Here is a 13,921-nt window from a genome sequence, read left to right on the forward strand (position 1 = left end):
CAAAAATGGTATGGTCTATCAAAAAGATGGTAATTGGATATTTGAATATTATGAGAATGATAAATTGGTTCAAGAGGAACTACATATCAAATTCTAAAAATCATATTTCGTTTTCCATCTATTTTTTATAAAATCGCTAAGGGCTTTTTCCCTGGCATTATTTCCTGGTTTGTAGAACGTAGTTCCGGTGATTTCATCGGGTAGAAACTCGGCATCCACAAAGTTGTTTTGGTAATCATGGGCATATTTATATTCTTGTCCGTAACCCAGATCTTTCATCAATTTAGTAGGTGCATTTCTTAATGGAAGTGGTACGGTTAAATTCCCTGTTTGTTTTACTGCCTGTTGCGCTTTCCCTATCGCCATATAACTTGCGTTGCTTTTTGCTGAGGTTGCTAAGTAAATTGCACACTGACTTAACACTATGCGGGCTTCTGGATAACCAATAGAAGTTACTGCTTGAAAAGTTGTATTTGCCATCACCAGAGCGGTTGGGTTTGCTAAACCAATATCTTCAGAGGCAGAAATAAGCATTCTTCGTGCAATGAATTTTACGTCTTCACCACCTTCAATCATTCTCGCTAGCCAATACACCGCACCGTTGGGGTCACTACCACGTATAGATTTTATAAATGCAGATACAATATCGTAATGTTGTTCGCCAGTTTTATCATAGAGGACTGTATTTTTTTGAACTTTAGAAAGCACTAACTCGTCTGTAATAATAATAGTATCACTTTCCTCAGAATTAACGACCAATTCAAAAACGTTCAATAATTTTCTGCCATCACCTCCGGATATACGTAATAAAGCTTCCGTTTCTTTAAGTTCTATTTTTTTTGATTTTAGCAACGAGTCTTTTTCCATTGCCCTTTTGATCAAGTTCTCTAAATCTGCTTTTCCAAAGGCATTTAATATATAGACCTGACAACGAGAGAGTAGTGCGGGTATTACTTCAAAACTTGGGTTTTCTGTGGTTGCCCCAATTAATGTTACCCATCCTTTTTCAACAGCAGCCAAAAGAGAGTCTTGTTGAGATTTGCTAAAACGGTGTATCTCATCTATAAATAGAATAGGATTTTTAGCCGTGAACAACCCTCCTGCTTGTTTTGCTTTATCTATAACTTCACGAATATCTTTAACACCACTGTTAATTGCGCTAAGAACATAAAAAGGTCTTTTACTTTGCTCTGCTATAATATTTGCTAAAGTTGTTTTACCCGTTCCTGGAGGTCCCCAGAGAATAAGTGAAGGAATAATACCTTTTTTAATCTGATTCGTTAGCGAGCCCTTTTCACCCACTAAATGGTGCTGACTAATATACTCGTCTAAGGTTTTAGGGCGTACGCGTTCTGCTAAAGGTTCGTTCATGTTACAAAAGTATGATAATCTGAAAAGAGAAGAGAAAAGTATGTTGCTAATTGATTGTTAAGTAAGGATTGGAGTGACAATATGACCAATTAGTAAACGTTGGTAGTATAATTGTAAGCTATATATAAAAACAAGCTCATGTCAGAAATGGGACATTTTAAGTTTTCTAATAAAGTGCTGGCTATTCCGCTATTTGCTATGATAGTCATATGGTGCGTGTATTGGGTAGAACTACTTTTTGGTGTGAACCTTAATGAAATGGGGGTAATGCCAAGAACACTTTTGGGGTTACGCGGAGTGGTATTTAGTCCGTTTATTCACGGTTCATTAGAGCACTTATATAACAATACAATTGCTTTAGCCGTATTGCTTACAGCGCTTTGGTATTTTTATAAGGATGTTGCTTGGAAGGTGGTTTTGTATGGTATTCTATTATCCGGATTTATGACTTGGCTAATTGGTAGAACATCTTATCATATTGGTGCAAGCGGACTCATTTATGTCTTGGCAAGCTTTATTTTTTTTAAAGGAATATTTAGTTCCCATTTTAGGCTAGTGGCACTTTCTTTAATTGTTGTTTTTATATACGGAAGCATGCTCTGGTATATATTTCCGGTTAAGGAAGGAATGTCTTGGGAAGGACATTTGAGTGGTTTTATGACCGGATTGTTTCTTGCAAAAATGATGAAAGCAAAAATTCCTCCAACTAAAAAATATGATTGGGAAAAAGACGGCTTTAAAGAGGAAGACGACTTGTTCTTACAACATTTCGATGAAAACGGAAATTTCAGGGAACTACCCATTGAAGAAGAATATGAAGAGGAAGAAGGTTTTCAATACAATTACATCTTCAAGAAAAGTTCTAAAACTGATTTAGATAAATAATCTGTAGTTACAGACGTTGGCGAACCGCTTCGTATAAAAATACCGCACAAGCAACGGAAACATTTAACGATTCAATCTCTCCAAGTAAAGGAAGCTTGGCTCTATAATCAGATGCTTTTAGAATAGAAGGGGTTATACCACGATCTTCTGCACCCATTACAATAGCTATGGAATTAGTGAAAGGAACGTCGTAAACAGAATCTTCTGTTTTTTCAGTAGCCGACACAATTTTAATATCTGAAGCCTGTAAATAGAAAACGGCATCTTTTAAATGATCAACCTTAGCAATAGGAACTCTGTAAGCGGCACCTGCAGAGGTTTTAATCGTATCTGCGGTTACAGGAGCGGCTCCTTTCTTTTGAACAATGATTCCGTCTACTCCAGTACATTCAGCAGTTCTAATGATTGCCCCAAAATTACGTACATCAGAAAGTTGATCCAATAATAAAAATAAAGCAGGTCCTTCTTTTTCGCTAGCCTTCTCCACCAAATCCTCAAGTGTATGAAATGCGATAGGGGAGATGTTGGCAACAGCACCCTGGTGGTTGTTTTTTGTAAGTCTGTTCAACTTTTCAATAGGTACATAGACCATGTTGATTTCATTACGGCGCAATAAACCTTCCAATTCTTTCATAAGGTCGCCTTTAAGACCTTTTTGTAGAAATACCTTGTCTATCTCTTCATTTGAATTGACAGCTTCTATAATGGCTCTTAAGCCATAAATTTGAGTGGTTTTTTGCATGGGGCAAAGGTAAATAAAAACCGCCCAACTATTGTTGAGCGGTTTTAAATATTAAGATTAAAAGTTTTAGCTATTTAAATAGTCGAAAACTTTTATTAAATCTGCTTCATCTTTAATGTTCAGATTATTTTCTTTTAAAAATAGCTTTAGACTTTCTCTTTTAGATTCATCGACTAACTTAATGAGTTTTTTGTTCTTTTGAGGAGCCTGGTCAATTCTATTTACTCCATTTTTTTGAAAGTAGAATTCTGTAAATTTTGTAAACCTGCTTGGTACAGCTGCGACGAAAGAGTTTTGTGCTGGTTGTCCTTCGGTAAACTTGACAAGTGTTCTCTCGTATAAATCATACGTACTACCTTTTTGGATAAGAGATAAATACCCATTTAAAGTAGCATTTTTCTCAGTTACGAAAGTTTTAAAACTTAAAGGTTTGGCATTGATAAGTAAGCTGATTTCTTTATCTTTAACTAAAGCTTGGTAGGCCTCTTCTTCAGAAGCTGTTTTTTTAATCTCAATTTCTTCATTTAAGGCATTGTATCTATAATATATATTACCTACGACTTCATCGTTATATTTTAAGATTGTTGGGGCAAATGTATTAGAAGTGTACGGGGAGCCTTGAAATTTGTCTAAATCTATTTCTCGCCTTTTTTGATAAGCCTCGTTAACAGGACCCAAAAAGTTTGATATAGCAGCACCTGCTACCGCATTTTGGCTAGCTCCTCCCATATTAGTGGGTACCTGACCTGAATATTGAGCTTGTAAAGTTGTACTTGCTACTGCGGTAATAGCTAATAATAAGAATTTTTTCATGGTGTGGTTATTTAAGAGGTTTAATTTAAAAATAATTTTTAAACCTCTTATATTCAGTATGTTTAATTTTTTGTTAATTCGAAAGTTCTTAATTTATCATTGTTAAAACCAGTAACTAATAAGGTCTGGTTATTAAATTTTATCGATTCCATACTCTTTACATTTCCTTTTAGGTATAAACCTGTTTTCTCCATAGTAGATGGTGTATATCCATCCTTGCCGTTAGAAATTAAGGCTAGACCAGAAATGGCATCTAACCTTGGTGTTTCTACTTCTGTTTCGTATATATTTCCTGAAATAACGCAATCTTCAAAACCGTCATTATTTAAATCAAATACTGATATGGCCAAAGTTGGAAATAATTGAGATTCATTAGGTAATATAATTTTTTCAAACTTATTATTTCCTTTGTTTAGCAGTAGAATGGAACTAAATTCTGTAGCTTCATTTGAATATGAATCTTTTAATTTTTCACCATAGATATCTTCCATAGTGGCTTGCGCAAAATCATTATAGGTTGCAAATTTGTCTTTTATAAAGGGCATTTGTTGCGATGAACATTCTCTTCCTCTTACCGGTACATATGCCTCATGATATTTTTTACTTAATACCACATCATTGATACCGTCGTTATCAAAGTCATTAGCAAAGATTTTAAAAGGTTTTTCTTTACTTGCCGTAAACTTTATGTTTCTGCCTACATTGCCTACTATGTAATCCTTATTTCCATCATTATTTAAATCAGTTTCTTTTATTTTGAACCACCAACCCTTAGTATTTAGAGATGGGTCATCAGTAGCAAGGCGTTCAAATTTTCCATTTTTATTTTCAAACATGCCAATAGGTGTCCATTCACCTACGGCAATGAAATCTTGCCAACCGTCATTATTGAAATCTGTTGTAATTATACTGTTTATTAATCCAAAGTCTTCTAGCTCAGGAACAATAATATTGGTTACATTTTTTAAAACTCCATTATCATTTTCATAAAGTATAGATGCACTATGCATTGGGTAATTGTGCGGTATAATTCTATTGCCTACTAAAACATCATTATCTCCATCTTTGTCAAAATCAATAATTGTAACAGATTTACCACTTTTTGGAAATGCTTGTAAAACTGGTATTTCTAATTTTTCGAAATTACCTTTACCGTCGTTTAGATATAATCTATCAGCGTAATAAGAAGAACTTTCGCCATATTCATTACCTCCACTAACTACATAAAGATCGAGGTCGTTATCATTGTCAAAATCAAAAAACACTGATTCTGCGTCTTCTTTACCTTCGTCTAATTGAAATGATTTTTGTGTTCTGTTCGTAAAGCCATTTTGGGTTTGTATATATAATGTTCCTGATTGACCGGATCCGCCACCTACATAAAGATCTTCTTTTCCGTCACCATTAATGTCACCTTTAGCCATAAATGGTCCGGTGTTAGATTGTTTGTATGGCAAAAGAATTTCTTGTGCAAAGTCATCATAACTTGTTTCTTTATGGCTAAAATCTAATGGATAGTCTTGTTCGTTTTTAGCAATAAAAAAGGAGTTTTTTTCAAAAGACGGTTTACTAGAAATAGGTTTGGCGTTATTCTCTGAAAAAGTTAGTATTGAATTTGGTTTAACATTAAATTGATAAGCTACTTTTCCACTTGGCCATTCAATTTTTACAGTGTCTATATTTGTAGAATTTCCAATTCCAAAATGAGCAGAATTTTCTTGAGAAGACATGTAACCTCTTACTCTCTTGATTTCTTCAAACTGATTTTTGCTGTCATGTGAAATGGTTACTCTTGCAAATGACTCTTTATTTTGGTCATCAATTTTAATTTTTAAAAAGTTTCCGACTTCATTTTCTATACTATTGTTTTTGTAAAGTAGCGCTTGCTGGTCTATATTATTGATAATTAGATCTAAATCACCATCATTGTCTAAATCTGCTTGCGCAGCCCCGTTACTAAAGGTAAGTTCTTCTAAACCCCATTTATGGCTGGTTTCTTCAAAATTGAGATTTCCATGGTTTTTGTACATTAAGTTGCTTAAGCTCTCGGAGGGCATTTCGTCATATAATTGCTGTTTTATGGCATTTGGTATGTTACCCTTATATTTTACCTTAGTACTATAAACCTTGTTTTGAAAATCATTATCTAAGGCATATTTACGGTAACCATTGGTTATGAAAACATCCTTTAATCCGTCGTTGTCATAATCTGACATTAATACAGACCAACTCCAATCTGAGCTTGCCATAGATGTTAGTTGAGATATGTTAGAGTAGTGGTTATTGTCTAAATTCAATTGAAGTGAATTGAACATGTATTGGTATTGAAAACCAGCTGTAGTTGTTAAATAGTTGAATCTTTCAGTACTCATGGAAGCCATAAGTGTTTTTGCTCTAAAATGGTCATTCGATGCCATATCTAAAACAAATATATCTTGTAATTGATCATTATTGATATCGGCAATATCTAAACCCATACCATAAAATGATACTTGCTGTACTAAATCTTTTACTGAATTTTTAAAACCGCCATTTTGGTTGTTAATATATATAGCGTCTGGTAGGTAATAATCACTAGAAATATAGATGTCTAAATAACCATCTTTATTAATATCAGACACACACAAGCCTAAACCAAATATTGGATTTTCTAAACCTGCTTCTTTGGTGATGTCAATGTATTTGCCGTTTTCATTCTTGTAAAAGTGACTGCTGTTAAAGTATTTTGTTTCTGTTGATGTATTCACCGCTTTAAGTAGAGAAATAGGGTCTAGTCCGTATAATTCATTTTCATTCATTACTATGCAGTCAAGATCACCATCCTTGTCGTAATCAAAAAATGCTGTTTGTGTCGAAATACCTGGATCGTCTAATCCATATTCTTTTGCTTTTTCGGTGAATGTTTTATCTTGGTTGTTAATGTATAATAGGTTGTTTCTATTACTTCTATTGTTGGGTCCCCCTTGAGAAACATAGATGTCTTGCCAACCATCATTATTGATATCTACGAAGGTTACACCGTTACACCATTTTTTGTTAATATTGATTCCTGATGATTCAGAAATGTCCTCAAATTCAAGGTTTCCTTTGTTTATGTAGAGCTTGTTTTCTACTTGGTTTCCTGAAAAAAATATATCTAATAGACCATCATTATTTATGTCTTCGACACCTACGCCTGCACCATTGTAGAAATAATCGAAATTAAAAACATTATCATAGGTTTCCATATTTTCAACAAGATCATTACTGAAATAGATGTTGCTGGCCTTACTAGGGATGCTTTCAAAAATTGCAATGCCCTTAGATTGATGGTCAGAAACTTCAGTTAAGGTGTCTTTTTTGTTTTCAGAGCAGGATATTATCATAAATATACATGAGCCTGCTAAACTTTTTATGATTGTATTTTTGTTTTTGATTCTAGAGGAATATGACATAGGGGATTATTTAACTTTATTTAAAAAAAAATAGCTGCCCTAATTGAATAAGGCAGCTATAGTATAAATTATGTATTACTTAGACTACCCGTTACAGATATTTAAAGTAATAGACCCTATCGCTGGACTTGGTCCGTCTGATATCGCTGTTTCTCCAGTTGGAGCAGTGATTTCATAAGTTACTTCAGAATCAAATGCACCAGATACAAATTCTAATGTAAATTCTGTTGTTCCTTCAGGAACTGTAAATGTCGCTGTTCCTGCGCCACCGTCTTCAATAGTATAAGAAGAGGCTACGCCATCGATTACAACATCTATAGATGCACCGTTCCATCCATCTCCATAACTATCAACTAAATCAATAGTGTATTCACCTGCAACAGGTGAAGGTGGAATACATTTAATTACTGGATTGTAGAAGTAAGGTGCATTAAAAAATGAACCTGTAATGGTACCTGTACTATCATCATTTGTAAAGGTTCTGCCATCTGTTAGGGTTAAGATTAAACGAAACTGAATAGCGTCACCACCATCAAAATCACCTTCTACCAAACCTAATAAAGATAAAGCATTGGCTAACGTAGTTTCATAACTAGCTCTTGGTAAACCAAATTCTCCATCTGTAAAATCTGTAGGTAAATATGTCTGAATTAATATTTCATCTACAGTAGAATCGCCATTAGCTTCAGTGTTATCATCAAAGCTGATATATAAATCAAATTTTTCTAATAAATCACCATCTTCATAGTCTTGTTCTTCAAAAGTAAATCCAAAACTAGTAGTGGTATCGAATCGGTCAAAAACACCACCAGATTCGATAGTTCTTAATACAGCTCCTCTTGTAGTTTCTGCAAATACTTCATCAATAACTTTATCGCCGTCATCACATGATGTTATTAGTAGCGAGGAAACACCTATAATAGCGCCTAATATTTTATTGTTTATTTTCATTTTCTTAATTTTTAGTTAGCAGATGGGAAAGCTGGTCCGGCTGGATTAGTATCCCAAAATACTTGAGTTGATAAATCAGATTTCTGCGAAACATTTGGGTTTGTAATAACCTCTGTCTGAGGGTATAAAAATGATCTTGGAAATGAACCTGGATTTAATTCCCAGTTTGGAGCCAATGTTGTAGGGAAACCTGTTCTTCTGTAATAGTTGAATGCCTCAACACCACCACCGTAAAGAGCGATCCAATACTGTTCAGATAAAATGTTTGTTTGATCATCTCCTGAAGCTGCTAAATAGTCAGCTATAGTGTTATCGATATAGGTTGTAACCTCAGTTTCTGAAGGTGCTACAGATAAATCTGCACCAGAATCTAAAGAACCAAACCCTTGAACCTTAGCTATCGACTTTGTCATAGCAGACTCTAAGAAAATTGCTTTTGCTGCTGGTGTAGCAGCCATTTCAGCTTGCCAAAAATCAACATATGAAGCTAAGAAGATAGGCTCAATACCTCCGCCTCCGCCACCTAGACCAAGACCAACAACATCAAAACTACTATCATCAAAACGTCCACCTGCTGGGTATACACCTACTGCAGTTTTTTGAAAACCATCTGGTGGTGTTCCTTCATTATTACCGTGAGATCTACCCCAATAGCCATTAGGTACAGAACAATAAATATAACCTGCATAATGTGCAGGAGGTATTGCCAATGAACATGCAAGTAGCTCTTCATTTGCAGGTTCACCTGCAGCACCTGGTGTTGCTCCTTCTTGACGGTAGAAGTAGTATCTAATTCTAGGGTCATTTCTCTCTAGCATATTATTCATCAACCAGTTGTTCTGGTAAAGGTTTGCTCCACTAGTAGTATAATCATCTTGATAATCAGGGTGGCGTGTGTCTGGTTGTAATTCTCTTGTGCCATATTGCCATTGAAAATCATCAGCTGTTTCAGTGATATAATCACCAGCTGCAATAATTGAATTAAATGAACTAGCGTCACCTGTTGTAACAGCAGCTTTTAATCTTATAGTATTAATAAGCTTTATCCAATTTTCTGTATCTCCACCGTAGAAAAAATCATCAGCACCTTGTGTAGATGGGTCAGCAGCGAATAATGCTTCTGCTTCAGTCAATAAAGCTAAGGCTCCTGTATAAACATCTTGTCCATCATCTAGTAATGGAGCAGGAAAGTCAACTGGGTTACCAGCTTCACTTAAAGTTGCTTTTCCAAGATAATCAACCAATAATAAAAGCATGTGAGCTTTTAAGGTCTGTCCAACAGCAATGTGGAAAGTATAGTCGGTATCACTTCCAGCGTCTATAGTCTTAAGATTTGCAACGTTTGGAAAAATACCTAAATCTACATCTGAAGTGAAAACATCACCATTACCATCTGTACTACTGTAAAGACGTTCCCAGATATCATCAAAAGTATTACCTGGATAAGTATTGAAATAGTTACGACCAAGCATATAATCGATTCTAGTTAATTCAGAACCTATATCGTTAATCGTGTACATATTTGCTACGTATGCAAGTTGAATTGAATTCAAAAGCAAATTTGGGTCTGCTTGATCTGCAGCAAGGTCATTAGGGCTAGTCCTAAGATCTAGATCTGTTGTTTCACAAGAGTTCAATAGCACTCCTGCGGTTAAAACAACGGTTATATATTTAATTATTTTTTTCATAATATTTCTATTAATTAAGATTAGCAATTTTTAAAAGGATGCTTTAATACTAACACCATATCTTCTAGAACTTGGACCGTTAATAAAGTCAAAACCTTGAGAGTTACCTACACCAGCACCTTGAATGTTAGGGTCAAAATTGGCACCCTCTGGCGTGTTATAAGCGTCATACCATAAGTTGAATCCTTGAGCAGTTATCGTTAGTGATCCGAATGGAGTTCTTTCTAATGCTTTTGCAGGGAAAGTGTATCCTAATGAAAGTTCCTGTAAACGAACTACAGATGCATCATATACCTTTAATTCAGTTGGGCCGAATAAGATATTGTTGAAGTAGTAAGTAGAGTTGTTGATCTGCTTATTGTTTACTTCACCTGTACTTTGAGAAACACCAGGTAAAATATATGTGTTTTCTCTATCTAAAGTTTCAGTAATTAAACCTCTACCTAATAAAGTACCAATTGTATTAGAAACAATATCACCACCTTTTGTATGGCTAATTTGAAATCCTAAATTCCAATTCTTGTAAGAAAGAGAGTTTATAATGTTCATGATATAGTCAGGGTTTGGATTACCAATAATTGGTACGTTTCCATTAGCATCAACCTCTGTAGTAACATAATCACCACCATCATCAACTAAGAAATTACCATCAGCATCTCTTGCGATTGCATCACCTACAATAACACCTAATTGCTCACCTTTTATTGCTGCGTTACCACCAACTGATAAAGTTGAACTACCAGCATAAATAATAATGTCTTGCTCTTGCTCTGTTACAATAAATTTATTTTTAGTAAAGTTAGCTCTAGTATTCCAGTTAAAACCGCTTGGTTCATCACTTCTGATCCAATCAACACCTAAGTCAATTTCAATACCGTCACCTTCTATTTTACCAACATTACTTTGTGTGAACGTAAAACCTGTTGATGGAGAAAGAGGTTCTCTTACAATAAGATCTTTTGTAGTTCTATCAAAATAAGTGAAGTCTAAAGAAACTCTGTTGCTTAAAAATTTAGATTCAAAACCTACTTCAAATTCAGAAAGAAGCTCTGGCTTCAAATCAGGATTTGCTTTAAAACCAGCAACTTGGTTAGTTGTAACTTCACCACCTTCGCCATAAACTTGTGTGTTTTGCTCAACAACACTGATGGTTGGGTAAGCAGTTGGGAAAGTTGCAGACTGACCTAAACCAGCTCTTAACTTTAAGAAATTAAGACCTTTTTCAGACTTAATGCCAGGCCATGCGGCAGTAGGTAAGAAAGAAGCACTTGCACTTGGATATGTTTGGCTGTTGTTTTCAGTAGTAAGGTTAGATACCCAGTCAGTTCTTGTTGAAGCCGTAAAGAACAACATGTTGTCATAGTCTAATGTAACTTGACCTAAAAGACCTGCAATGTTTCTTTTTTCAGTATACTGAATAGGAGACTGGTTAGCGTAGTTAAAATGTCTTTGTATGTCAAATACAATCTGTCCTGTACTTGCAACACCAGACTGATCAAATGTAGTAGACCTTGTGGTAGCACCAACGTTAAAGGACATGCCTAATTTTTCGGATAAGTCATAATTACCATTTAATGCCAAATAATGATCCCAAATTGTATTGTTGTTATCATATGTATTTAAGAAACCAAAAATAGCGCTTGTAAATTCAACACCACCCTTGTTTGAGTATTGCTCATTTCTTTCATTATAATAATCCAAACCTGCTCTATAGGTCATGTTAAGATTATCGTTAATATCATATTGTACAGATGCATTCCAGAAAACACGAGTAGTTAACTGCGAGTATTTTGCATTGGCTGCAGTCCAACGAGGGTTAATGATATCGTTACCATTTCTATAGTAGACACTAGATCCGTCAATTGGGTTTTGGTAAGGTAAACCTAATAAGTCAACACTTCGAGGTGTAAAGTAAATATTACCGAAAATAGAAAGACCTGTAGTACCGTTACCTTCACTTGCTGCAATTGGAGGCGAATTGTAATCTGTTCTAGAGTAGTTCATAGCACCAGATACTGTAAATTTATTTGACAGTTTAGATCTACCACCAATAGAAACGTTAGCTCTTGTTAAACCGTTACCAGGTATAAAGGACTCATCGTCTAAATAACCAAAGTTTGCATTGAACGTTGTGTTTCCGTCTTCAGAAGCACCGTTTATGTTAACAGATGTAGAACTTACAGATCCTGGTTTGAAGTAGTCTTCTACAGAATCATAAGGTTTCCAATCATATCTTGCACCTTGGAATTCTGGGAAAGCTTCTCTTGTCGCAGCTACTGCCGTAGTGCTATAAGGATGCTCTAACGTTCCGTTTTCGTCAATAGCTGATTGTCTTCCCCAGCCTGAAAGACCACTTTCTTCAAAACTAGGTCCCCAGTTACTAAAAAACCAACCAAATGCTTGGTCAAAACCATTACCGTATTCATCTTGGTAATCTGGTAATGAGGCAAATTCATTAACAAAGTAAGATTGATTAACAGTTATTTCCGTTTTCTTTTTTCCACCAACTGCAGAACCTGCTTTTGTGGTGATAAGGATTACACCGTTTTTACCTTGAGAACCATAAAGTGTTGCAGCGGCAAGACCTTTAAGTACTTCAATTTTTGCAATGTTGTTTGGGTCTAAATCTAAAAATCTTGAAGAACCAGTGTTACCGGTTAAGAAGTTAGAACCACTACCATTGGTGTCTTGTGCATTGGTATCACTACTAAAAGGTACCCCATCAACAACAAAAAGTGCTTGGTTACTTCCACTAAAGGAACTTAAACCCCTTACTACAACGTTAGTTGCAGAACCAGACATACCACCAGCGGCAGTAATCTGAACACCAGATGCTTTACCTGATAAAACACGGGCAACATCACCTTCTGAACGAGATTCTAAATCTTCTTCGTCTACAGAGGAAACTGCAAAACCTAAAGCTTTTTTCTCACGCTTAATACCTTGAGCGGTAACAACCACTTCTTCAAGTGCTTGTGCGTCTTCTTCCATTTGTACGCTTACTGTGCTACCGGCACCAACCGATTTTCTCACAGCTTTCTGACCGATGTAAGTGAATAATAATGTTTCGCCTTGTGAGGCCATAATAGAGTAGTTACCATCAAAATCAGTTTGCGTACCAGTAGTGGTACCTTCAACTACAATGTTAACTCCGGGCAAAGGAAGCCCTCCCTGATCAGTAACCGTACCGGAAACTGTTTTTTGCTGTGCAAAAGAAATATGCACAACTAACGCTAAAAGTAGCGTTAACAATCCATTTAGTTTTGTTCTCATTTTTAAATTATTTGAATTAGCTAGAGACAAACTTCACAATAATGTGTTAATAATGCAAGAGAATTTTAATAAAACTTTAAGACCTTGTGGTAAAATTAGGAGTTACAGATTAAACATGATCCATATTTAAAGTTATATAATTCAGCATGGTTTTTTTTATCATATTCGCAATTCTTCAAAAAAACTCAGAAAAACCTGCATTTTATTCAGATCGAAAATTGTATGGGAATTTACATGTCATTATAAATAGTTTTGATGATTTTAACAAGGTGTTTTATGTAGGATAAATGTTGTTAATATAAAAGCCTGTAAAGAAGTTTACAGGCTTTTTAATGTTTTGGAAACTCCTTTTTTTAATTAGTGTCCCAATCTACTTTTTCAAACATGGTTACCGTTGGTGTATTTGTATTAAGGTCTAATTCTGTCTGTGGGTATAAAAACCTAGTTGGTATTGCTGAGCCACTAACAGGAGTTAAGTTAGGTAAACCAGTTCTTCTCCAGTCACTATAAACTTCTGGATTCGCATATAGAGCTAACCATTTTTGAGAAATTACATTTTCTATAGTTATTGTTGCAGGTGAAACTTCTGATTGAGCAATATAAGTTGCATATTCATTGTCTAGATCTAGACTTGAAAATGAACTTTCAATTCCAGCAAAGTAAGCTGCACTTATATCTGCTTGTGAACCACCGGTTGCAATAAGGCATTCTGCTTTTGCAAACATTAACTCGGTATATGTTGCCATATCTACAGCTTGGTCTAT

The 13,921-nt window shown here is 35.1% G+C and carries 9 protein-coding genes; 1 reads left to right on the forward strand and 8 read right to left on the reverse strand.

The genetic code is table 11. The features are described from left to right. Positions 1–93 precede the first annotated feature (93 nt). On the reverse strand, positions 94–1,371 hold the full coding sequence (locus tag ABJI11_RS14195; RefSeq protein WP_348353565.1) for a replication-associated recombination protein A: 1,278 nt from the start codon (positions 1,369–1,371) through the stop codon (positions 94–96). Positions 1,372–1,509: 138 nt separating this feature from the next. Here ABJI11_RS14195 and ABJI11_RS14200 point away from each other — a divergent pair, with 138 nt between their 5' ends. Continuing rightward, positions 1,510–2,256, forward strand: coding sequence for a rhomboid family intramembrane serine protease (locus ABJI11_RS14200; protein ID WP_348353568.1), 747 nt, complete (start codon positions 1,510–1,512; stop codon positions 2,254–2,256). A gap of 7 nt (positions 2,257–2,263) precedes the next feature. On the opposite strand, the gene rlmB is transcribed toward ABJI11_RS14200, so the two are convergent. The 7 genes from rlmB to ABJI11_RS14235 form a co-directional block, all read right to left on the reverse strand. Next, positions 2,264–2,998, reverse strand: a complete 735-nt coding sequence (gene rlmB, locus ABJI11_RS14205) for a 23S rRNA (guanosine(2251)-2'-O)-methyltransferase RlmB (RefSeq protein WP_348353571.1) — start codon at positions 2,996–2,998, stop codon at positions 2,264–2,266. Positions 2,999–3,064: 66 nt separating this feature from the next. After that, positions 3,065–3,811: a hypothetical protein gene (locus ABJI11_RS14210; RefSeq protein ID WP_348353574.1), complete on the reverse strand. Its 747-nt coding sequence runs from the start codon at positions 3,809–3,811 to the stop codon at positions 3,065–3,067. Positions 3,812–3,873: 62 nt separating this feature from the next. Continuing rightward, a complete protein-coding gene (locus ABJI11_RS14215) occupies positions 3,874–7,176 on the reverse strand; it encodes an FG-GAP-like repeat-containing protein (protein ID WP_348353577.1) in 3,303 nt (1,100 codons plus the stop codon). 153 nt (positions 7,177–7,329) lie between these two features. Continuing rightward, positions 7,330–8,196, reverse strand: coding sequence for a hypothetical protein (locus ABJI11_RS14220; protein WP_348353580.1), 867 nt, complete (start codon positions 8,194–8,196; stop codon positions 7,330–7,332). 11 nt (positions 8,197–8,207) lie between these two features. Then, positions 8,208–9,884: a SusD/RagB family nutrient-binding outer membrane lipoprotein gene (locus tag ABJI11_RS14225; RefSeq protein WP_348353583.1), complete on the reverse strand. Its 1,677-nt coding sequence runs from the start codon at positions 9,882–9,884 to the stop codon at positions 8,208–8,210. Between the two features lie 30 nt (positions 9,885–9,914). Next, complete coding sequence (locus tag ABJI11_RS14230; RefSeq protein ID WP_348353586.1) at positions 9,915–13,157, reverse strand: SusC/RagA family TonB-linked outer membrane protein; 3,243 nt, start codon at positions 13,155–13,157, stop codon at positions 9,915–9,917. A gap of 353 nt (positions 13,158–13,510) precedes the next feature. Next, positions 13,511–13,921 (reverse strand): SusD/RagB family nutrient-binding outer membrane lipoprotein (locus ABJI11_RS14235; protein WP_348353589.1); only part of this gene is annotated, 411 nt, incomplete at its 5' end.

The sequence above is a fragment of the Maribacter sp. genome, assembly GCF_039968975.1.
Lineage (GTDB): Bacteria > Bacteroidota > Bacteroidia > Flavobacteriales > Flavobacteriaceae > Maribacter.